Here is a 24348-nt window from a genome sequence, read left to right as displayed (position 1 = left end):
TTATGGATTACTACTCAATTGCAACTATTTTAGTTGTGTTATCTGCTCTTTTTGGCTATATAAACGTGAAGTTTTTAAAACTACCAATTACCATTGGTTTAATGGTTATTACTATTGTTTTTACTGTAGTTTTAGTTGGTATTGCTCAGTTTGATGATACTTTATTGGTTCAAGAGCGGGAATTTATAGCTATGATAGACTTTGAAACCGTCTTGTTAGATATTATGTTGAGTTTTTTATTATTTGCAGGGGCATTACATACTAATTTTAATCAACTAAAAGTGCAACGCGGCCCAATTTTAGCTTTTGCAACTTTAGGTGTTTTGGTATCTACAGTTTTGGTTGGTATTGCGATGTTCTATGTGTTAAAATTAATGGGATTAAATGTCGATTTTATCTATTGTTTATTATTTGGAGCGTTAATATCACCAACAGATCCCATTGCTGTTTTAGGAATTTTAAAAAAGGCAGGAGCACCAAAAAAATTGGAAACCAAAATTGTAGGAGAATCATTATTTAATGATGGAGTTGGAGTCGTGGTGTTTTTGACCATTTTTGCGATTGCAGCCAAACCAGATGCAGCGATTAAATTATCTGAAATTGCAACCTTATTCGGACAAGAAGTTATTGGTGGTATTGTTTTGGGGCTTTTTCTAGGTTGGGTTACGTATCGTTTAATGCGTTCTATTGATAATTATGAAATTGAAGTCATTCTAACCCTTGCAACGGTTATGGGAGGTACCATGTTAGCGCATAAATTTCATTTATCTGCACCATTAGCGATGGTTACAGCTGGACTTATTGTTGGAAATGATACCGTAAGAAATTCTGCCATGTCTGAAACTACAGAACTTTATGTGGATAAATTTTGGGAACTAATAGATGTCTTATTAAATACTATTTTGTTTGTAATGATTGGTATGGAAATGTTAATTTTAACTTTAGAAGGCAAATACATTTATGCCGGATTATTAGCTATTCCTATTATATTAATGTGTCGTTATATATCACTATGGTTGCCCATAAAGTTTTTTTCAAAACGTTTAGATTTTGTGCCAAAAACAAATTTGATAATGACTTGGGGAGGCTTGCGAGGTGGAATTTCAATAGCATTAGCTCTAAGTCTTACCACAGCGATGCATAGAGAATTATTTTTAGTAATTACTTATATTGTCGTGGTGGTTTCTATTGTTGGTCAAGGTTTAACCGTTGAACCTTTTATTAAACGATTAACAAGAGGAGTAAAGGATTAATGAACTTTTAAATATAATTCTGTCTCTGTAAACGGAATTACAAACTCGGTATAACCACTATCATACGAAGCAACTTCGTAAACATTATAAAGCAGTACTAGTCCGTCTTCACTAAAACCTATGTTTTCTGGTAAGTGAAACGATTCTCCAAAAAAGAAATCTTCCATTTTTAAGTTTTCTTTTTTGTTGTCTAATGATTTTATAAAATATTTTTCGGCTAATGTTGTAAAGCTTTCTTTGTCTGTGATAATATCATCTAAGCTCAAAATTTTACCTGTTTTAGCGTCTAAGTTGAGAAATTGTATTTGGTCGTTACCATGTGCTCCTCCTTTAAACTCGTAATTACTAATTGCTATTGTAATCACTTCTTCAGATTGATAGGTTAATTCGGTTTCAATATGAAGTTCCCATACAGGTTCTGATCCTTCTGAAAATTCGTTTCTAAAGCTAAGGTATTCTGTATTAAAAGCTTTTAGAACATCGGTTAAGTTGTTTTTATTTTCAGGTGTACTTAAGGTTTTAATAATTGCATTTTCAACATTGGTGTTAATAGTTTTGCTGAGGTCGCTATTGCCTTTGGCTTTACTGTAGGTTGCCGAAATTTCGGCATCAAAAGATTCTTCAATTGAAATGGTTTCAAAGGTTACAGGTTTAAATTCAGAAGTACATGAATTTAAAAGAATTAAAAACACTAAAAAAAAACTTATACGTTTCAAACTGGTAGAGGTTTTGTTAAACAAAGACTAAAGGTATTATATAGATTCGAATAGAACGAATTATCCATTAAATTTGTTGTGATTTAAAGGTGATAATTCAGATGGCTTAGGCCGTAAATGTTATAAACTATGAAATTCAATACAAAAGCAATACACGGAGGTCAAAAACCTGATCTTGCATACGGTTCTGTAATGCCTCCAATTTATCAAACATCTACGTTTGCACAATCAACTCCAGGCGGTCATAAGGGTTATGAGTATTCTAGAACACACAACCCAACCAGAACGGCGTTAGAGAATGCTTTTGCGAGTATAGAAAATGGAAATCATGGTTTGGCTTTTAGCTCTGGTTTAGCAGCGATTGATGCTGTTCTAAAATTATTAAAGCCTGGTGATGAAGTCATTTCTACGAACGATTTATATGGTGGGACATATCGTTTATTTACTAAAATATATGAGGACTTTGGTATAAAATTCCATTTTATTGGTATGGAAAATGCCAATTGTGTTGAAGACTACATTAACGCCAACACAAAGTTGATTTGGGTAGAAACGCCAACAAACCCAATGTTAAATATTATAGATATTATTACAACGGCAAAAATTGCTAAAAGACATGATGTACTGTTAGCTGTTGATAATACATTTGCCACTCCATATTTACAGCAACCATTAGATTTAGGTGCCGATATTGTTATGCATTCAGCGACAAAATATCTTGGAGGTCATAGTGATTTGGTTATGGGAGCTTTAATTGTTAAAGATAAAGATTTGGCAGATCGTTTGTATTTTATTCAGAATGCAAGTGGAGCGGTTTGTGGTCCTCAAGATGCGTTTTTAGCATTAAGAGGTATAAAAACTTTACATGTACGTATGCAGCGTCATTGCGAAAATGGAAAAGCAGTTGCCGAATATTTAGAAAAACATCCAAAAATTGAAAACGTATATTGGCCAGGTTTTAAGCATCATCCTAATCATCTTATCGCCAAATCACAAATGACCAATTTTGGAGGTATGGTGTCTTTTACTACAAAAGGAAATAATTACCAAGACGCTATGAATATAGTAGAGAAGCTAAACATTTTTACACTTGCCGAATCGCTTGGTGGTGTAGAATCGTTAGCTGGTCATCCAGCAAGTATGACACACGCTAGTATCCCTAAAGAAGATCGTGAAAAAGCAGGAGTTGTAGATTCTCTAATTAGATTGAGTGTGGGTATTGAAGATGAAACAGACTTAATAGGAGATTTAAAACAAGCCATAGGATAGTTTTATCATTAGTTCTACAATACACAAAAGACCAAATCTAATGATTTGGTCTTTTGTATTATATAATTTATAAGTTGTTTAATCTAAGTAGTAAATGTAACCAAAGTTTAGCCACACCATCCAATCGTTGGCTTTATTAGAAGAAAGTTGGTGGTCTAAACCATCCGTTTTGTCACTAAAAAAGTACTGGAATCTTAAATCAACCATTAAATCCGAAAGTACGGTAAGTTTATATCTTGTTCCAACACTACTTACTATAGACCACGCAGAACCACTTTTGTCACTTACAGAACCAGGTTCCCAAAATGAGTAAAAGTTAGATGGGTCATCTATATCTCCAAAGTTATTAAGGTTAGAAAAATCTGAGCTTACATAATTGGTATAAACACTAGGATTGTATGATACATAGTGCGCACCTAAACTAACAAAAGGAGCGAATGAAAAAACACCAGCAGAAAATTCTCTGATACTTCTTGGGAAAAACTCTAATTGCATTCCTATATCCCAATTTTGTGCCTCTCCAGAATGCCCTCTTAATCGATTGGCATTTTCAGATGTTTTATTAGACTCAACCCATTCTCCGAAGTGCTCAAGTTTTGTTTTATTCCAAGAGATTTCACTTCTTAATTTAAAGTGGTCATTAAAGTATTTGTCTGTAGTATAACAATTACAATCAGCACGATAAGAAAAGTTGATGTAGTGTACAATACCTAAACCTATCCCTGAATTGCCAGCATTAGTTTCAAAATCCGAACGTACACCGAAATCAGATTGATAAGCTACAGGACCTGCAATAACACCTAATTCGTGAGAAAAGCCTAATTGCGAGTAACTTAGTTGCATTGATAAAAAAAATGCAAGTGGAATGAATAGTTTTTTTATATATAGTGTCATGTAATTTCAAAATTGAGACTCTTAGCCGAGCAAATATATAAAAACTCGACGAAATACCAAATAAAACGGATAAAATGCATGCTTTAATATGCTTTAAAGAAAAGAATTAATGTTGATTTTGAAAAATTAAACAGATAAAAATATAAATTAAACACTTATTTTTGCAGATAAATTATAATTTACACACAATATATTATAAATTTCTAAATTAATGTTAATTAAAATGATATTTGTGTAATAATAAGTTGTTTGTATAAGACTTTAACAAAAACAAAAAAAATAAATTTATGAAAGATAAAATAGAAGCTTTTTTAAATCTCGTAAATGAAAGAAATGGTAACGAACCTGAGTTTATGCAGGCTGTAGAGGAAGTTGCGGAAACTGTAATTCCATTTATTGAAAGCAATCCAAAATACAAAGGTAAAATGTTATTGGAGCGTATGGTAGAGCCAGAACGCACTATAATATTTAGAGTACCGTGGATTGATGATAACGGTAATACGCAAGTTAATAGAGCGTTTAGAGTTGAATTTAATTCTGCTATTGGACCTTATAAAGGAGGTTTGCGTTTTCACCCTTCAGTAAATCTAAGTATTTTAAAATTTTTAGGTTTTGAGCAAGTATTTAAAAATTCTTTAACAACACTTCCTATGGGAGGTGGTAAAGGTGGTTCGGACTTTAATCCAAAAGGAAAGTCAGATAATGAAGTCATGCGTTTTTGTCAAAGTTTTATGAGCGAATTATTTCGTCATATTGGCCCAAATACAGATGTTCCTGCAGGAGATATTGGAGTAGGAGGAAGAGAAGTTGGTTATATGTTTGGCCAATATAAAAGATTGCGTAACGAGTTTACAGGTGTGCTAACAGGTAAAGGAATTTCTTTTGGAGGTTCTTTAATAAGACCAGAAGCTACGGGTTATGGTAATGTATATTTTGCTAAAAATATGTTAGCAACTAAAAATGACAGTTTTGAAGGTAAACATGTTGTAATTTCGGGTTCTGGAAACGTAGCACAGTATGCTGCAGAAAAGGCCATAGAATTTGGTGCAAAAGTACTTACAATGTCTGATTCTTCGGGATATATTTACGATAAAGATGGGATTGATGCCGAAAAATTAGCCTTTATTATGGATCTTAAAAATGTAAAAAGAGGAAGGATTTCAGAATATGCTAATGAATTTTCTTCAGGAACATACCATAAAGGTGAAACTCCTTGGGGAGTTAAATGTGATATTGCGTTGCCGTGTGCAACACAAAACGAACTTAATGCAGATGACGCAGAAAAATTATTAAGTAATGGTTGTATTTGTGTGAGTGAAGGAGCTAATATGCCTTCTACACCAGAAGCAATTGAGGCCTTTCATAAAGCAAAAATATTGTTTGCTCCAGGAAAAGCATCTAATGCTGGTGGAGTAGCAACATCTGGTTTAGAGATGAGCCAAAACTCATTACGATACAACTGGACTCGTGAAGAGGTAGATGCTAAATTAAATCAAATTATGGATGATATTCATGCATCATGTGTTGAATATGGAACTGATGAAAATGGTTATGTAGATTATGTACGAGGAGCAAATATTGCAGGCTTTGTAAAAGTTGCAGATGCTATGTTAGCTCAAGGAGTAGTTTAAATAATTAATACGATTAAAAGATGAGCTTCTGTGTTTTTCATGGAAGCTTTTTTTATTGACATAATATATGATATGCATTATAATATCGTTACTATTAAATATCTTTGACCAAACCTAATTTACGAATGCGTATTACTATTTTTAAAATCTTTATTCTAGTATTTGGCTTAACAACCTCGTGTTATAGTCAAGATTTCTCAGAGTTATGGCAAGGGCATTATTCCTATAATAATATTATAGATGTTGTAAATGGTGATAATAAAATATTTGCGGCTGCCCAAAATGCCGTTTTTGAATACGATACTTTAACTAATGAAATAACTAAAATCACGACTGTAGAAGGGTTGTCTGGTGAACAAATTACAACTATTTATTATAGTGAGTTATATCAATATTTACTCATTGGTTATGAAACAGGCTTAATTGAGATATATTCTGAAACTGATAAATCGGTATTAAGAGTTGTTGATATTCTTGAAAAACAAAACATTACTCCATTAAATAAACGTATTAATCATTTCTACGAGAATGAAGGCTTAATTTATATTTCTACGGATTATGGTATTTCAATTTATAGTTTAGAGGGATTAGAGTTTGGTGACACCTATTTTCTTGGTAATGGTGGCTCTCAAATTACAGTGAAACAAGTTTCTATTTTAAATAATGAAATCTATGCAGCTTGTTTAAATAATAATGGCTTAAAAAAAGCAGATTTAACCAATCCTAATCTTATTGATTTTCAGCAGTGGCAAACCGTTATTGTAGGGAACTATCATTCTGCGAGTACTGTAGGTAATTCTTTGTATTCTGTAAGAGCTAATGCTGTAGTTTATAAAATAAATGGTGCTTCAGTTAATAGCGTATTAACCTTACCCTTATTACCTTTAGATGTAGAAGAAGTAGGTTCTAATTTTATTTTTTCAACAACAAATACAGTTTATGTGTACGATGAAAATATGCAATTAGTTAACAGTTTTCAGCCAACTGTAGATTTTGACACCAATTTTACATCAGCAACACTATTAGATGACTTTATATATATAGGTACAGAGAATTTTGGAGTACTAAAAGGTCAGATTTCAGATAACAGTACTTACGTAGATATTATGCCTAATGGGCCTTTATATAATGAAACGTTTAAGATAAATGCCGAAAATTTTGTTTGGGCAAGTTTTGGGGATTATACATCTGCATTTGATCCCGCTCCGGAACGAAGCCGAGGGTTGAGTTATTATAGAAATGAGACTTGGCAAAACATTCCTTACGACAGTGTTTTGGGAGCTAGGAATCTCAATACAATTGCTGTAAATCCTTTTAGAACCAATCAAGTGTTTATCAGTTCATTCCTTAATGGGATTTTAGAGTTAAATAATTTTGAGCCTACCGTATTATATAACGAAGATAATAGTGGTTTAGAATCTATGGCTAGTAATACGAGTATAAGAGTGTCAGCTGCTACCTTTGATAGAAATGGTATACTATGGTCATTGACCTCACGAGCACCAAACCCTTTAAAATCTTACGATCCTAGTACTGGAAATTGGCAAGGTCATAATTTTACGAGCTTAATAGAAAATCCTTCAGGTGACGAATTTGGATTTTTTGATATAGACATAGACAATAATGGAACCAAATGGATAGGCTCATATTCTAACGGTTTGCTAGCATACAATGAAAGTATAGGAAATAATCCGCTACGTAATATTAATTCAGAAGCTCAAAATGTACTCCCATTTTCTAGGTTTACTGCTGTTGCGGTAGATAATAGCAGTCAGCTATGGGTTGGGACAACAAAAGGGCTAAGAGTTTTGTATAATACAATAGGCTTTTATGAAGATCCAAATCCAACTCTAAGTCAAATTATTATTTTGGAAGATGGTATTCCTAAAGAGCTTTTAGAAAATCAATCTATTTCAGATATTGAAGTTGATGGTTCTAATAACAAATGGATTGCAACTGCAGATTCAGGTGTATTTTATTTTTCGTCAGATGGTCAAAAAACAATTTATCACTTTACAACAGATAACTCGCCACTACCTTCAAATCGCATTAATGATATCGCTTTAGATTTAGATAATGGTATAGTATATATTGCTAGCTCAAGAGGATTAATGGCGTTTAAAGCCGGAGGTTCTAAGCCAGAAGATACTTTAGAAAATGCTTTTGCTTATCCAAACCCTGTACGACCAGAGTATAATATACTTGGTTTTAATGACCTTAACGACATTAATAAAGGCGTAAAAATAAGTGGACTTACAGATAGTGTAAATATTAAAATCACAGATATTGAAGGTAATTTGGTTGCCGAAGCACAGTCTAATGTTAATTTAAGGTCTTCAAATAACAACTATAACTTTGCTATAGACGGAGGTACTGCCGTTTGGAATGGTAAAAACATGGGCAATTCTATAGTGAGATCTGGCGTGTATTTAATACTGATATCAGACTTAGATTCTTTTGAAACCAAAGTATTAAAAGTCCTTATAATAAGATAAACATGCTTACAAAAAACAATAGCATTGTTCTTTCAAAATTAAAATACAGAGATCATGATCTTATTGTAAAGTGTTATACTGAGCAACGAGGATTGGTAAGTTATATGTTAAGAGGTGTTTTAAAGTCTAAAAAAGGATTGTCTAAAACGGTTTATTATCAAGCTTTATCTCAGCTTCAAATTGAAGAAAACTACAAGCCTAATCAATCGCTTCACTTTATAAAAGAAGTAAAATTTAGTTATATTTATAAAAGCCTTCACACTAACATCTATAAAAGTTCAATTGTATTGTTTTTATCTGAAATACTTTCAAATGTGCTTAAAGAAGAAGAAAAGAATGAAGATTTATTTCATTTTATATCGGCAGCACTTCAGTATTTAGACAATGAAGACCAATTTTCTAATTTTCATTTATTGTTTCTTTTAAAATTAACACGCTATTTAGGATTTCAACCTGAAAACGTGAATACAAACGATCCGTATTTTAATTTAGAATCTGGAATTTTTGAAGGTGTCAATCACGGAATTTATTCCGTTTCAGGCGAAAATTTAACACTGTTAAAACGTCTGTTAGGCACAAATTTTGATACTTTAAATACTGTAAAAATCAACGGCAAACAAAGACAAGAGTTTTTAAATATGTTGTTGCATTATTTTGAATTACATTTGGGCAATTTTAAAAATCCTAAATCATTACAGGTGCTTAACGAGGTATTTCATTAGGCGTATTTACCAAAATATTTTATTGAAAATGAGTTTGCAGTTAAAGCGAAACTTCGCGTATAGTATTTTTTTAGTTCTTTTCTTACAATCGGTTTTTGGACAAACTGTTACTGTTTTAGAAGAAGGTAGTCTTGCTCCAATTCCTGGAGTTGCACTGTATAATCTTAAGAAGACTAAAACGCTAGTTACCGATTTAAAAGGAGAAGCCTCTTTAGCTATTTTTAATGATGATGAAATCATCTTTTTTCAAGATTTTTTATACGAAAAGCAACAACTCACAAAAGCTGAAATTGCAAAAAACAATAATACGGTACACCTTACCTTAAAAGTTGAAGACTTAAAGCAAATTGTTATATCTGCATCTAAGTTTGAGCAAAACAAGCGCGATATTCCTCAAACTATTGTGAGTCTTAATGCTAAAGATATTGTGCTTGCAAATCCGCAAACAAGTGCAGATTTATTAGAGAACACCGGCAATATTTACATTCAGAAAAGTCAAATGGGAGGAGGGAGCCCAATGATTAGAGGGTTTTCTACTAACCGTCTTTTAATTACCGTAGATGGTGTGCGTATGAATAATGCTATTTTTAGAGGAGGTAATCTTCAAAATGTGATTTCTATAGATCCTTTTGCAATTAGAAATACAGAGGTAACTTTAGGGGCTGGTTCTGTGGTGTATGGTAGTGATGCTATTGGTGGTGTGATGAGTTTTTATACAAAAAAACCGCAGTTATCTTATAAGGATGAATTGTTTCTTGCAGGAAATGCTTTAGCAAGATATTCTACTGCTAACAAAGAGAAGACAGGACATTTTGATGTGAATTTAGGTTATAAAAAATGGGCGTTTTTAACTAGTGTAAGTTATACCAATTTTGATGATTTAAGAATGGGAAGTCATGGGCCAACAGATTATATAAGACCAGAATATGTGGCAAGTGCAAATGGCGAAGATATTATTGTTGCTAATTCTAATCCGTTGGTACAAATACCAACAGGTTACGACCAAATTAACCTGATGCAAAAAGCTAGATACGAGCCGTCTGATAATCTTAATTTTGATTTTGGATTGTACTATTCTACAACATCTGATTATTCTAGGTACGATAGATTAATAAGATATAGAGGGGATTATTTACGTTCTGCCGAGTGGAATTATGGTCCGCAACAGTGGTTTATGGGGAATTTTCAATTGACCAAATTGAGTAGTAATTCTAATTTGTATGATAAAATTCAGACCACTTTAGCCTATCAAAATTTTAAAGAAAGTAGAGAAGATAGAGATTATCAATCTGCCATACGCGAAGTAAGATCAGAGTCTGTAGCTGCTATGTCGTTTAATTTAGATTTAGAAAAGGATTTAAGTGAGACCACAAGTATTTTCTATGGATTAGAGTATTTGCATAATATTGTAGGTTCTGAGGGGCATGAAGAACATATTGAAACCCAGGTTAATGCTCCTAACGTTACACGTTATCCCGATGGTGCTACATGGCAATCTGTGGCTGCCTATGCGAGTTTAAAACACAAGCCTAATTCTAAATTTGTATTTCAAACTGGGCTTCGGTTTAATCAAGTGATTGCTAAAGCCGACTTTACAGCCAATAATGAGTTTTTAAACTTGCCTTTTAATGATGTTGAAATTAATACAGGTGCATTAACTGGAACAGCAGGCATTACGTGGTCGCCAAGCGATATGATTCAATGGAAATTAAATGCCTCTACAGCGTTTAGAGCTCCAAACATAGATGATATTGGAAAGGTCTTTGATAGTGAGCCTGGTGCTGTAGTAGTGCCAAATAAAGACTTAAAAGCAGAGTATGCTTATGGTGGTGAATTGGGGTTAAAACTAAATTTTGATGACAAAGTGGTTTTAGACTTGGCCTCTTATTATACCTTTTTAGATAATGCTTTAATTAGAAGAGCTTATACCATAAATGGTGCAACAGAAATTATATATGATGGTGAGTTAAGTGATGTTCAGGCGATACAAAATGCCTCTAAAGCATGGATTTATGGGTTTGAAGCAGGATTGGAAGTTAATTTTACAAACCAATTAAAATTAAGCTCTCAATATAATGTAATTGGTGGTACAGAAGATAATAATGGGTTAGAAGAGCCTGTAAGGCACGTTGCTCCAAATTTTGGACGAACACATCTTATCTGGAAAAATAATAAATTACAATTAAATGCTTTTGTTGTTTATAATAACGAACTTTCTTTTAATCAGCTTGCTCCTTCAGAAAGTGCTAAAGACTATATCTATGCCTTAGATTCTGATGGCAATCCGTATGCGCCATCTTGGTATACGCTTAATTTAAGAACGCAATACCAATACAACGCTAATCTTAGTTTAACGGCTAGTTTAGAAAATATTACAGATCAACGTTACCAACCGTATTCTTCTGGTATTGCAGCTGCAGGTAGAAATCTTATACTAGCTTTAAAATATACACTCTAACCGGTGTTGACTTAAAGTTGGTGCTAACTATGTTTAATGTGAGTGGTTTACATCTTACGATTTAGTGTGTTATTTGTTTTGTAGCTAAGCTAAGTTAAGCCCGTGGTTTATCCGAGTCTTACCCGACGCAAACCCGAGGTTAACCCGACGCAACTACGGGTGAACCTATTATGTAAAATACTCTAAAATGGCTTTAGATGCTTGTTTTGATGTAAGCTTTAGGCAATAAAAAAAGCCTCATTTTACATGAGGCTTTTAATTTATAGATTATTATAATCTTACTGTTGTTTAATCGCTTTTTTACTAATGACCTGTCCGTTAGACAGTGTTATTTTTGCGATATAAGCAGATTGGCTTAGTTGCGATAGGTTGTATACTTCAGTAGTAGTGTTACCTCTTAAGTTGTAAACGCGTCTGCCTAACATATCTAAAATTTCAACATTAGTAATTGTGTTTTGATTAGAATTGAGTTTAAATTCTACATCGCCATTTGTTAATTCGGTAATGCTAATACCGTTAGCATTGATTAAATGGTCTTCAATAGAAAGGTTAGCTGTTCTAAATACGATTTCAAAACGATTGTTGTATTCTCCTGGTTCAGACGTAAAGGTGTAATCTGAATCTTTAAGATTGTGGTAGGTGTTTAATAGGTTGTCTTTTAAGTATACAGGGTGTTCGTTTAAGAACTGTCCTTCAAAATCATACAGAGAAAATTTATAAATTAGATTTTCTTCGATAGAAGTAGCAAATCCTATTTTGATGATTTCCTCAATATTTAAACTTGAAATGGCTTTCCCTTGAATTGCGAGCCTATGTTCTTCTCCTTCAATTTTAGAATAAATAATGACATCACTTCCGCTAGATAAATTTCTTTTGGCATCATAACCGAGACCATCAAATCCATCTGTTGCTGAATTTACGTAGCCAACTCCAAGCTGATTAAAAATACCGCCATCTGCTGTTAAATTTAACCAAAGCCTAGCCTCTTCTAGTGGTTCGGTATCACTATTTGCTGAATTTCTAAAAAACAAGTTGTTACTATTGTCTCCGCTAATACGCATGGCATTATTAAAGATTATGTCTGTGTTTGCTAGACTGCTTACAAAAAAGCTTTGTCCTGAAGGAATATAATTACCCGGAGGGATACCGCTTGCTCCTGCGGTTGACATAGTTTGGTTAATTATAGCATAATCATTAGAATTGAAATTTAAATTTTCATTACCAGGATTTGAATCTAATGGAGGTGAGTTATGAGACCATAAATAAACGGAAGTTTTAATAGCTCCTGCATTAGCAGCAAATAAACCATCTACTCCTTTAACCTTAATAGCAGAAGGGTATGGGTTTCCTACTAAATTCCAGTGATCTGTGTTAATAGCATTGTAAGCTAAGGGATATGTATAATCTCCAGTGTTTAAAGCGCCTTCAAAATTATATTGGTATTGGTTACCTGAGATAAATCCAACATTATTATGAGTGGCAGCATAACCACGACCTACAATCATTTGTCCTGTTCCTGTTGCTAAGGTCCAGTCATTAGCATCATCGTCTATATCGTCATTGTCGTTATCTAAATAGAGATTGGCATTGTACCAAAAGCGTCTAGATGGGCTTGCTGGAAATAATGAGGCATCTACATCTGCTGTGGCTACGGGAGAACTCCAGTAGGTGTAATCATACCAATTAGATAAAGGAGCTGTTAGTTTGTTGACTTGTGAAGTAGCCGTTCCGTTTAATGTAAAACTACCAGCAGCAGCTCCAACACCTCTTTGAATGAATGCGGCTTGTGTTTCTATCAATATTGCCGCTCCAGTTTGTACAACAACATCATTAATTATTTCAACATAGTTACTGTTGTCTACAGTTAGGGTTCCAGAATTTACAACCAATCCGCAGGCACCAAAACTAACCTGTCCATTTGTGCCATTGCTGGTGTTGTAGTTAGAGTTAAGGATTGCATATCTATCTAAATCCGGTGGGTAAGACCAATCTGTACCATCCCAAACAGATACGCGTACATCTAGTTTTACAGCATTAGAGGCTTCAAAACACGTTGCCGTATCTTCTCTTAATTGACAGTAGTATTGATAACCATCTAAACTGGCTGTATCTATTATATTTAATGTTGCTGTTTGTTGGCCACTGTAATTCGTATCAGCAGGTAAAATTTCAGTCCAAGCTGTATCGCCAGGTGCGTTATAGTACCATTGGTATGCTAATTCTTGTGTGTCACCTGATTCGTTAGAGCCTTCCGTACCAGTGATGCTAAAACTAGCTGAAAATTCACAGTTAAAATCGGAATCTGCAGGTTGTACTGTTACTGAAGGTGGTGTCCCTGTTGAGAAATCATAAGCCCCAATGCTTGAGTAATCCACGTCATCGCATGCATTACCTGTCCAGTCTGTGATTATCCAATCTGACAAAGAAAATATAGTAGTTGGAAGTGTTGCAGCAGTATCTCTTTGGAAATTTGCTCCGCTTTTTCCAAGACCTAATCCAGCTGCCCAAGTAGCATCTCCAAAGACACCCCAAGCATCTATTAAGGTTGAAGACGCGCTGTAAAGCCCTATGAAATCATGACCTGTGTTTGTGTTGTTGTCTTTATGGAAATTAATACTCGCACCAGAATTTACAATGGTCATTTGTCCTAAGCTACCATCACCGCCTGTTGTTCCTGTACATTGTGAGTTTTCTGCAGATATGCCAGTAGCAATAACGAAAGTGCTATTGTTAGCGATAGAACCAGAATTAATTACAAAACTATGTGTTGTAGATGCGCTACCGTTATTATATATTTTGATTATATAATTGGTTGCTGCAAAGTTGATTGTAGCACCTGTGGCGTTAAATAATTCGATGTAAGTTAAACTTCCTTTTGATGAATCTGTTACTTCGCTGATAAATAGATCACTTAAGCTGCCGCCACCAGAACTTGTTTCACAACCTGCAATCGTTTCGTTAATAAGTGTAAAGGGATTGCTAAAAATACAACCGCTTGTAAGCTCGACACTTAAAGCACCACCTGTTGTAATTGTGTTAGGTAATCTTACTTGAAGCTCTAAGGTATCTGATGACAATGTGGTCAGTGCCACTCCGTTTAATTCTGCCGTAGCACCGGTAAGATCATTACCAGGAGATAGGATAGTGACAATTGTGCCTACAGGACCTTCCGCAGGAGCTATGGTACCACTTACCGAAGTACAATTAGCATTACCTTCTACTACGAAAGTATAAGGGTCTTTGGTGGAATCTGAGTTAGCAATGCTCACCGTTACACTTCTTAATCCAGAATCTGTAGTTGGTTGAAACGTTATATCAAAATCTTGATACGTATCTATAGCAAAAGGATTAGATATACTTTCTGTTACAAAAAAGTCTGCCGTATCACCAGATAGTGTAATGCTTGAAACGGTTAAATTTGCAGAACCTGCTTCATTACCAATTCTAAAGGTTTTTGTTTGTTGTGTGGTATTGATAGTTTGCGCCGCAAATAAGGTATTGTTAAAGCCAGCGGTTGTTGTACTTCCGTTAGCAATGGTAGGGTTACTACCCACAACCCCTCTAACATTAATATTGGGACCAGGAGTAAAGCCAGTACCTTCTAGATTAACAATACAACTACCTTCATCGTCATCATTACTTGTAATGGTAAGTTCCCCTAATATAGGATCATCTGATAGTGGTGTTAATCGTACGGTTACTGTTTGTGCGTTTCCTGGTGTAACTGTAAACGGCACTGTTGCAGGTGCTATAATTGTATAATCTCCAGTAATTGCCAAAGCACTTATAGTAAGGTCTAAGGTTCCTATGTTTTCAATATCAAAGGTTAGGTCTGAGGTTGAGCCAACGGCTACATCACCGTAATCTAAGGTAAAACCGCAGTCTTGGTTAGTTGCTGTATTATCTACTAATTGTAGTTCTGGTTTTGGTGCGTTACAATTAACAACACCTGGTGTTCCATTTCCTGTTCCTAAATTATCCCAATTTGATGTTGGTTTATTGTCATTAGAGCAATCTGTAAATTCATAATTATAATCATCATTAAATTTATTAGAGCTAGAACCGGCTTCATCTCTTATGGTTGTTCCCTCTAAAAGAACTGCATAAGCTAGATTATTCATGTTAAAGGATGCTACTATGTCTGGTGATATTGCGGCTGTATGTGAACTTCTTGCTGCAATTACATAGGCAGTATTAGGTGCTAATATACCTGATAAATTAACGGTTTCTTCTAGAGAGCTTTCATAGTATTTTAAAAACCATCCTGTTAAGTCTACGCTTGTCGCTCCAAAATTCGCCAATTCTATGTATTCGTTATTCCAATCTCCTCCATATCCTTTACCTGCAAATTCAGTAATTACAATTTGCGGAGCTACGTAAACCGCAAAACTCACGCTTATTGTATGTGTTGTTGTAACATTAGTAAAATCGTAAGACGTAACAGCTCCAACTGAGACTCCATCAACTAAAACATCATCTACAATATAACCACTATCTGCTGTTATGGTGTAGGTTTGATCATTACCACAACCCACACTAGTAACACCTGTTGGGCTAATAGTACCATTAGCACCAGCGGTTGCCGTAATATTATAGGTATCTTGAGTGTAAACGGCAGTAATTGTATGGTTTGCCGTTACATTAGTAAAGGTGTATGGATTTGTGCTACCTGCATTGGTACCATCTACAACCCAATTGGTAAAGGTGTAACACGCGTCTGGTGTTGCCGTAAAACTCTGGTTAGCATTATCTGCTACAATTGTTGAACCCGGAGAAATGGTACCGCCTGTGGTCTGTGTCACTGTAATTAAGTTTCCTGTTGCTGCTATTACAGTAATGGTATAATCTTCAACCGAACCCCAGTTAAATGTTCCACAAGGAGAAATTGTACTTGCTGTGCCTCCTTCATCTTGAACAATTCGCATTCTGTAATCTCCTATTGCTTGAGCAGCAGGCACATTTATTGTTATGTTTTCTGTTACATTACCGCCAGAAACGGCTACGTCTAGGGTTGTTATTTCTTCATCAGTATCATCAAAATCTCCATCATTATTCCAATCTATCCAAACTCCACCAGCTCCATCATATTGACCGCCGTTATTACAATCACCGAATTCTACACTTAGCGTATAGCTCCCTCCTGGATAAACATCCGCACTTTGTGCAGTGTAATCATTAATGACGCCTCCTGTACCACCTGTACAAGTTCCGCTAGTATCATTGTTAATATTAAGACTTACCCCTGTTAAGGTGACATTTTCAATTTCCGAATCGGCACTGCTTGTCGGTCCTGCATTACAATATATATCTACAACATTTCCAGTTAAGGAGACTGTTTTTGTTGATGCGCCTGTGCTTGTAATATCTACATCGTCTGTATACGTACCAACCGCTTTTCCTGATATTAATCTCGCATAAATGGTTGTTGAAGCTACTGTTCCACTGCTTTCAGTTAAGGTAATACTATTTGTAAACCCAGCACCAGAAGTTAACGAAATTTCAAAATCCGTAGGAGCTGTGATTACAATATCATTGGTTAAAAGGCTTCCTTCTACTGTAAAAGTATCTTCAGAAGAAGGAGGCATATTATAAAAATAATCTAAACCTGTAAGTGTTGTTGGTGCTGCTGTTATGGTTGGGCCAGCAGGAGCATCTAATTTATATAAGGCTATATCTCTTTGACTTCCTGTATAACAAGCAAAACGTGGAGCACTAGTATTGTATTGCAAATCTCTACCTGTTACAGCAAGGTTCGAAAAAATGAAATTCCCACTGCTATATGTAATATTCCAGCGTTGGTCATCCTCAGTTACGGTATTTACAATTTGAACGTTATTACTGCTACCAGTATAAGATACATATTTAGAACTGTCTTCACTGTATATGGTTCTACCTGAACCATTAGTTTCTATTTTCCAAATAATTGCAGCTGGTGGATTTGTAATCACTGAAGCTACTGGAGCTATACTTGTTCTATCTAAAAAAGTCCCATTATGGGTATTATTCATTGCGTATTCTTCATTACTTTCGGCGATAACATAATAGCCATCGGTAAGGTCGCCAATGTTTGTAATCTTAGTATACGTTTGCCCAAAAGAAACAAAGGCACAACAAAATAATATAAACGATAAAAGGTAGTTCTTAGTCATAGGGATAAATAAGGGATTAACTGTACAAAGATATATCAAAATCACTGTATTTCAGTGTCTTGTAAGGTACGTATTTATTAACAAATTGTTAAGTTTTATACGTATTTTACTATAAAATAAAGCCATTTTTCGATGAAATGCAATCTTTACAGTGTTGTTTTTAGAGTATAAGTGCTAGTTTTTGAGTTTTAATATCGCTGTAATTGTGCGTAATCTATTGTATTTTTGAGGCAATGAATTCACATAAAACTTATACTGTAGACGAAGCGCAAGCTAAACTAGAACACTATTGTGCTTACCAAGAACGTTGCCATAAAGAAGTACGGCAGAAGCTGCGTGATATGAATATGATTCCTGAAGCTATAGATCTTATTATCGTACATTTAATTCGGCATAATTTTTTAAATGAAGAGCGTTTTGCTAAAGCTTTTGTCCGTGGAAAATTTAGAATTAAAAAATGGGGAAAAAACCGATTGCGTAGGGAATTAAAATTTAGGGAAATTTCTAAATACACTATTGATGCTGCTTTAAATGAGATTGATTTAGAGGATTATTATGCAACATTAGATGCATTGGTGCAAAAACGTATCGCACAGGTTAAGGCACCTAATGACTATAAAAAGAAGAAAAAAGTGGCAGATTATTTATTGTATCGTGGTTGGGAATCGCATTTGATTTATGAACGCTTGAATGAGGCTTTGAATGGGTGATGGAATGTTAGGGATTAGGTTTGAGGGATTAGGTATTAGGTATTAGGGATTAGGTGTTAGGGATTAGGTGTTAGGTGTTATTAGGTTTTAGGGATTAGGTGTTAGGTATTAGGTTTTAGGGATTAGGGATTAGGTGTGTGGTATTAGGTTTTTGCCGACAGCCCATATCATTTAGTGTCATAAAAAAAAGCCTTTACATCCGAATGGGTATCGAGTGAAAAGGCCTTGTATTTTATGTAGCGTGGTTAAAATTTAAGCGATGTGCTTAGGGCTAACTGCGCCGTGGTTTATGTTTTGTTTTACCTACAGGTTAAAAACAGCTCCAATATTAAAAGCAAATTGGTTGTGAATGTAGTAGCCAACTTTAGATTTATCGTTGCTGTATTTTGCTAAAGGAAATGAAGCTTCTGAATAGACTCCAAAACCTTGAGAAAAGAAATAACGTGCTCCAACATGACCACCAAAGTTTTTAAGGCTTAAGCTTAATCCAGGGTAAAAATCAAAATTTTCATCTATATTAATTACATTACCTAAGTTAGCATTAAATCTTGCTTTTAAATCAAAGCGATCTCCAAAATCGGCATCTAAACCATCAGATATTCCTAAGGTATAAGTAGAGGAAAGTCCAACAGACATATTTTCACCTAAACCATAATCGTAACTTACATTAATGCCTGTAGCATATTCTTGAAAGTTAGCACCAACTTGAAATTTAGTATCTCCTTTACCTTCAAAAGCTTGAGCATTACTAAAGCTTATAGCTAATAAAGCGACTACTAATAAAATATTTTTCATTTTATAAATTTTAAAAATCTGGGCAAAGATACAAATAGAATTCTATTTATGTCAGAAAATTATATGAAACGATTGGTGTTTTTAATGGTTTTTTAGAGTGCAAGTGAATCTTTAACAATGTAATTTACAACCATTTTGTTTCGCGTGAGGTGGCGTCTAAAACATCAATATTTAAGGCATTTGCCATTTGTTTAGCAATTTTAAACGCGTCATCTGTATTATCGCAAACATACACTTCGATCTTCTTGTTGGTATTGTAAAACAAATTGACTTTTACAACAGTATTTGTAACATTTGTACTTGCGGTAGACACCCAAACTCTTGTGGTTTGAGTTGTTTTAAAAACCGACACATATTCTATTTCAGGGAATGCTTTCCATTGTCCGTATGATACACCAAAGAGACTGATTATGTTACGGTATTTCTTATTTTGTAAATCAATTTCGATACCATCAGATTTAAGGAAGTAGATCCCTAATGCAATGCCTATAATACCTATAATATTTCCGGTTATAGCAGTAAAGCCTCCAATTAAAATAAGACCAGTACCATAAATTAACTTTGCCGTAGGTACTGGTCTTTTATGAACCATATTATTCAAAATAATGAGTGTTTATTTTTTGCTAGAAGGTTCAATTTTAGCATCATCTGCTTCAATCTCTTTTTTGTCTTTTCCTTTTAGATATTCAGGTAAATCCATACCAGCCATATTAAACATTTCTTGTAATGGCGGTACTGATTTGTACATGCCAGACAGGAAGTTTGCGGTTGATGATTTTCCGTCTTCACCACTGCTGCCATTGTCCCAAACAGTTACTTTGTCTATTTTAATATTTTTGATCGCATCGGCTTGTGTTTTTACAAGTTCTGGCAATTTATCTGCAATTAATAATAATACAGCATCTCTACTATTATTGCCAGCAGCTTTTACAATTTGCTCCATACCAGCAGCTTGTTTAGTTAAGATTTCAAACTGACCTTGTGCTTCGGCTTGTGCTTTAAAGAGTATAGCATCGGCTTCACCTTTTGCGCGTCTTCTAATGCGTTCTGCTTCGGCTTCAGCATCAATTTCAACTTTGCGTTTATCAATTTCAGCAGGTACAATAACATCTGCCATTTGAGAAGAACGCTCACGCTCTGCTCTCGCTGTTTCTGCTTCTTGCTCAGCGGCATAAGACTCTTGTAAGGCCTTTGCACTTTGTACTTTTTCTGAGGCGATTGCTACACGTTCTGCTTCTGCTTCACGTTGACGACGTAACGAATCTGAATTAGCAACGGCAATTTTTGCGGTGTTTTCACCTTCTACGGCTTGTGCGTTAGCCGCAGCAACTTGAGTTCTTTCGTCTTGTACTGCATTAGCTTCACCAATAGATCCATCTCTGGTTTTCTCTGCAACCGATTTACGTGCAGCGTTAATAGCGTGAGCAGCAGCTTCTTTACCAAGGGCTTCAATATAACCCGATTCGTCAACGATATCTGTTATGTTTACGTTGATGAGTTTTAAACCAACCTTCTTTAATTCTGATTCTACTGACTGAGAAATGTTAGTTAAGAATTTGTCTCTGTCATTATTAATTTCCTCAATATCCATTGAAGCAACCACTAAACGTAACTGGCCAAAAATAATCTCTTGAGCCAATTCTTGAATTTCATTTTGTCCTAAGCCTAATAAACGCTCTGCTGCGTTTTGCATAATACCTGGTTCGGTAGATACACCAATAGTAAAACGTGATGGTACATTAACTCTAATGTTTTGTTTAGATAAGGCGTTTACTAAATTTACTTCGATAGAAATTGGTGTTAATTCTAAAAATTCATAATCTTGAATGACAGGAATGATAAAAGCCGCTCCACCATGAATACATTTTGCCGATTGGCCACCTCCAACTTTTCCGTAAACCACTAAAATTCTATCTGAAGGACAGCGTTTGTAGCGTTTTATTAAAATAATTAAGGTTACCACTATAAATAGTGCTACAAAAATGAGAAGCATTGGTCCGCCAAGACTTTCGGGGTTAAAATTTTCTTGAATGGTTAGTAAATACATAGTTTATAAATTTGAAGAATTAGTTTTATTTTGAAATTTTCTTTTGAGTAGCATTACTCAATAAGGGGTCTTTTATGTGTTTTGAGGGTTCAATAGGTTTCCGTGTTTGGTCGACAATGAGAATTCCGTTAGAAGTAACATCGACCACCTTTATGATAGTCCCAGATTTTAGTTCGGTTAATGCATCGGTAAGCGCATCTAATTCGCGCATGGTGCCTTGTACACTTACGGTTACTTTTCCCATTTTAGAGCGCTCTGCTCCAATAGTTAGATAGACTTCTCCAACGGCATCGAGCGCATTTTTATAATTTAAAGTGCCACTATCTGAAAGTTTGCTAATAAAATAAAATAGTGAAGCCATAATTACCATCATTAACAGTCCGCAAATCACCGAAACAATTATAGTTAGTGGTGTAGAAAGTCCGGCATCTATACATGCAATGCCACTCCAGCCAAATATGGTAAAAAAGCCCACAAGGTTTTTAAAAGATATAAATTGAAAACCAGCTCCATCAGCATCAATATCGGAGTCTAGGTCGCCAATATCATCGGCATCTCCTCCTGTAAAAGCCATAATCATAACTATAGAGAAAATGAGTGAGCCAATTATAGCCACTAACCAATACATTTTGGATAGAAATTCTAAGTTTGAAAACCATTCAGCCATAAGATTTAGTTTAGAAATGAGTTAATAAATATACGACCATTGTGAGATTATACAATCTTATTTTGAAAGTAAATCGGTCTCACTATAACCACCATTAAAGATTTTGAAATCTTTTAGTTCTTAATGAAATTTAGTTTGAATACTAATGGATTCAAATTTGGAATGTCAATTGTAATTTTGATGGTTATTGCAAGTACGGTCGTTTTTATACTTTGGGGTCTCAATATAGTTTTGAGATTTAGACCACTTTCAGTATATAGGTAGCAGATGAAGGAATTTTGTTACAGAAATTTTGAGAAATATTTTCTTTGGAAGTAGGAGTCTATAATTGATTTGCATCCTGCAAGGTTTCAAAACCTTTGTAGGTATTCTATATTTTATAGCTTATTTACACCCCTAAAGTCCCCTCAAGGGGACAATCTACAGATAAAACATTTTGGAATAGAAAAGCTGTTTTTGTTGGTAGGTTTTTGGACAGACTTTAAATGAGCTATGTAGGGTATTTTCAATGAAAGTCCACTTTTATTTCAATAATCCTTAAGGAGAAAATTAATAAATCTTTTAGATTTTTTTATTCGCAACAGTGAGACTGTCCCCTTGAGGGGACTTTAGGGGTGTTTTTTATATTCAAAAAAAATCTTTTTTATTATTTAAACGTATAACGCAGACCAAATAAGACATTACTTGGTGGCATTGGTGTAAAGCCAGATTCAATATAATCGGCATCAAAAATGTTGCTTGCTGTTACGGATAATTCCATCTGGTTCAATTTCATAATTATTGAAGCGTCCCAAACATTATAGGTTTGTCCTGTGGTGCGTTCGGCATATTTGTAAACGATACTTTGACTAATGTTTTTAAACAATTGCGTGCTTAGTCTAGTGGTGTAATGGTGTTTTAAGGTGTTTAAGGCATAACGCGATAGTTCTTCGTTTTGCTCTAAAATATCATCTTCTAAATAGGCATAGCCAAAAGCTAAGGTTTGGTTGAAGCTATTTATTTCAAAATTATAAGCCACATCAATTTCGAGCCCTTTGGTATTGACTTCTGCAATGTTGGTTGCAGTAAAAATTTCTTCAATGGTGTTTGGTCTTATAAAATCGATCAAGTTTTTGGCATCGCGATTAAAAACGGATAGACTCGCTCTAATCCTTTGGGAATTGTATTTAATACCAATTTCTTGCGCAAAGGCTTCTTCGGGTTCTAAATTTTCGTTGCCGTTGGTTCTTGGATCCGTGTAATACAAGTCGGTGTAGGTAGGGATTCTATAGGTAAATCCAATGTTTCCGTAGGCTTTAAGGTTGTTGGTGATATCAAATCCGATATCTAATCCAGGGAATCCGTTAAATTTAAAATCTGAAAAATAGGTTACAGCAACACCAGGTGTAATATCTAAACGGTTATTGATAAATTGAAAACGGTGTTCTAAAAAAGCCGTTGCCATAAAACGGTTGCGATTACCTAAGTTATTACTACGTAAATAGGTTTTAGAGAGGTCTATCCCAAAGCCTGTAACCCCTAATTTAGAGGTGTATGCCGCATTGGCTTCGGTACCAATTTTGTTAGACAGGTGGAAATTTCTGAAGAATGCAGGTTCAAAACGTTTTAGAAGGAACATATCTTGGTTGCGTTTCCAATAGATACGCGGTTGAATTTTTAGTTTTTCAGATTGAAATTTTGTGGTGAAGGCGATTAAGCTGTTTTGTGTTTCTTCATATTCATTATAAGCAGGATTGGTGGTGTAAAAATTTTCGGCACCAAACTTACGTTCGGAAAATGTGGCAATCATTTCAATAGCTTGATCTTTTTTGTTGAAGACACTTTTTAAGACATAGTTAGAATTGTCGTAATCTGAATTGTTTCGGTAGCCTTCAGAGGTCATTTTTCCCACATGAAGTATGTGTGTTGAGTTTTCTAATTCACTTCCAACAGTTACTGAACCATTAAGTTGACCAAAGGAACCGGTTTCAAGATTTGCAGACACGGTATTATCTAAACTCGATTTTGTGACAATATTAATAGCTCCTGTAAAGGCATTTTGTCCAAAAACACGTGCCGCAGGTCCTTTTATGACTTCTATACGTTCAATGACTTCAAGCGGAAGCGCCGCATTTAAGGTGTGATGTCCTGTTTGTGCATCGTCCATTTTAATGCCATCTATTAATAACAATGTTTGATCGAAACCACCACCTCTAATAAATAAATCGGCCTGACTTCCTCCGGTGCCACGACGTCTAATATCGACACCTGCGATTTGCTGTAATACATCTGAAATGGTTAGAGCAGCACTACTTTTAATATCTGCTGAGGTCATAATATTTATGGTTCTGGAATTGTCCTTGAAGGGTAAATCAATACGTGTTGAAGTGATGATTACTTCGTTTAAAGAATCGGTTTTTATGGTTTGCTCTTGTGCGTTTATTTGAGATATGAAAAGCATTATAAAAGCAAGGTGTATATATTTATTTGTCATTGTGTTCTAAGTTTTAACGAGGCAAAAGTCGTAACTTTCCGGACGATTAAGATAGTCCAGTTTTAAAAC

Annotated in this window: 15 protein-coding genes; 7 read left to right on the top strand and 8 right to left on the bottom strand. The window is 34.7% G+C overall.

Going from position 1 to position 24348, the window contains the following annotated elements; translation table 11 throughout:
• The first annotated feature begins 2 nt into the window (after nt 1-2).
• On the top strand, nt 3-1253 hold the full coding sequence (locus VDP25_RS01510; protein ID WP_215926718.1) for a cation:proton antiporter: 1251 nt from the start codon (nt 3-5) through the stop codon (nt 1251-1253).
• On the opposite strand, the gene VDP25_RS01505 is transcribed toward VDP25_RS01510, so the two are convergent.
• Complete coding sequence (locus VDP25_RS01505) at nt 1250-1969, bottom strand: DUF3298 and DUF4163 domain-containing protein (protein WP_334465961.1); 720 nt, start codon at nt 1967-1969, stop codon at nt 1250-1252. The two genes, VDP25_RS01510 and VDP25_RS01505, sit on opposite strands and share 4 nt — an antisense overlap.
• A 129-nt stretch (nt 1970-2098) precedes the next feature.
• On the opposite strand from VDP25_RS01505, the gene VDP25_RS01500 reads away from it, so the two are divergent.
• Nucleotides 2099-3238 carry a cystathionine gamma-synthase gene (locus VDP25_RS01500; protein ID WP_334465959.1) on the top strand — a complete coding sequence of 380 codons (1140 nt, stop codon included), beginning with the start codon at nt 2099-2101 and terminating at the stop codon, nt 3236-3238.
• 78 nt (nt 3239-3316) lie between these two features.
• Here the strand turns inward: VDP25_RS01500 and VDP25_RS01495 are convergent, their stop codons facing one another.
• On the bottom strand, nt 3317-4132 hold the full coding sequence (locus VDP25_RS01495) for a THC0290_0291 family protein (RefSeq protein ID WP_418637186.1): 816 nt from the start codon (nt 4130-4132) through the stop codon (nt 3317-3319).
• A gap of 287 nt (nt 4133-4419) precedes the next feature.
• On the opposite strand from VDP25_RS01495, the gene gdhA reads away from it, so the two are divergent.
• The 4 genes from gdhA to VDP25_RS01475 all read left to right on the top strand — a co-directional run bounded on the left by gdhA (nt 4420) and on the right by VDP25_RS01475 (nt 11438).
• Nucleotides 4420-5763 carry an NADP-specific glutamate dehydrogenase gene (gdhA, locus tag VDP25_RS01490; protein WP_334465955.1) on the top strand — a complete coding sequence of 448 codons (1344 nt, stop codon included), beginning with the start codon at nt 4420-4422 and terminating at the stop codon, nt 5761-5763.
• Between the two features lie 125 nt (nt 5764-5888).
• Nucleotides 5889-8258: a type IX secretion system anionic LPS delivery protein PorZ gene (gene porZ / locus VDP25_RS01485; RefSeq protein WP_334465952.1), complete on the top strand. Its 2370-nt coding sequence runs from the start codon at nt 5889-5891 to the stop codon at nt 8256-8258.
• A gap of 2 nt (nt 8259-8260) precedes the next feature.
• Nucleotides 8261-8980, top strand: a complete 720-nt coding sequence (gene recO, locus VDP25_RS01480; RefSeq protein WP_215926729.1) for a DNA repair protein RecO — start codon at nt 8261-8263, stop codon at nt 8978-8980.
• A 28-nt stretch (nt 8981-9008) separates the two neighbouring features.
• Nucleotides 9009-11438 carry a TonB-dependent receptor plug domain-containing protein gene (locus VDP25_RS01475; protein WP_334465946.1) on the top strand — a complete coding sequence of 810 codons (2430 nt, stop codon included), beginning with the start codon at nt 9009-9011 and terminating at the stop codon, nt 11436-11438.
• 278 nt (nt 11439-11716) lie between these two features.
• Here VDP25_RS01475 and VDP25_RS01470 read toward each other — a convergent pair whose 3' ends face one another.
• A complete protein-coding gene (locus VDP25_RS01470) occupies nt 11717-17587 on the bottom strand; it encodes a GEVED domain-containing protein (RefSeq protein ID WP_334465943.1) in 5871 nt (1956 codons plus the stop codon).
• A gap of 233 nt (nt 17588-17820) precedes the next feature.
• Here VDP25_RS01470 and VDP25_RS01465 point away from each other — a divergent pair, with 233 nt between their 5' ends.
• Nucleotides 17821-18297 (top strand): regulatory protein RecX, encoded by a 477-nt coding sequence (locus tag VDP25_RS01465; protein WP_334465940.1) that lies wholly within the window; start codon nt 17821-17823, stop codon nt 18295-18297.
• Nucleotides 18298-18600: 303 nt separating this feature from the next.
• On the opposite strand, the gene VDP25_RS01460 is transcribed toward VDP25_RS01465, so the two are convergent.
• The 5 genes from VDP25_RS01460 to VDP25_RS01440 form a co-directional block, all read right to left on the bottom strand.
• On the bottom strand, nt 18601-19092 hold the full coding sequence (locus tag VDP25_RS01460) for a DUF6646 family protein (RefSeq protein ID WP_334465938.1): 492 nt from the start codon (nt 19090-19092) through the stop codon (nt 18601-18603).
• Nucleotides 19093-19216: 124 nt separating this feature from the next.
• Nucleotides 19217-19684 (bottom strand): hypothetical protein, encoded by a 468-nt coding sequence (locus tag VDP25_RS01455; RefSeq protein ID WP_334465935.1) that lies wholly within the window; start codon nt 19682-19684, stop codon nt 19217-19219.
• A 21-nt stretch (nt 19685-19705) separates the two neighbouring features.
• Nucleotides 19706-21139 (bottom strand): flotillin family protein, encoded by a 1434-nt coding sequence (locus VDP25_RS01450; RefSeq protein ID WP_334465932.1) that lies wholly within the window; start codon nt 21137-21139, stop codon nt 19706-19708.
• A gap of 25 nt (nt 21140-21164) precedes the next feature.
• Nucleotides 21165-21806 carry a hypothetical protein gene (locus VDP25_RS01445; RefSeq protein WP_334465929.1) on the bottom strand — a complete coding sequence of 214 codons (642 nt, stop codon included), beginning with the start codon at nt 21804-21806 and terminating at the stop codon, nt 21165-21167.
• 646 nt (nt 21807-22452) lie between these two features.
• The gene (locus VDP25_RS01440) at nt 22453-24279 is read right to left on the bottom strand and encodes a TonB-dependent receptor plug domain-containing protein (RefSeq protein WP_443089847.1); all 1827 of its coding nucleotides are present in this window, start codon (nt 24277-24279) and stop codon (nt 22453-22455) included.
• Nucleotides 24280-24348: the final 69 nt, after the last annotated feature.

This window comes from Winogradskyella sp. ECml5-4, from assembly GCF_036903175.1.
GTDB lineage: Bacteria > Bacteroidota > Bacteroidia > Flavobacteriales > Flavobacteriaceae > Winogradskyella > Winogradskyella damuponensis.
Note: the sequence above shows the minus strand (reverse complement) of the source record. Positions and strands in the feature narration are given on the sequence as shown.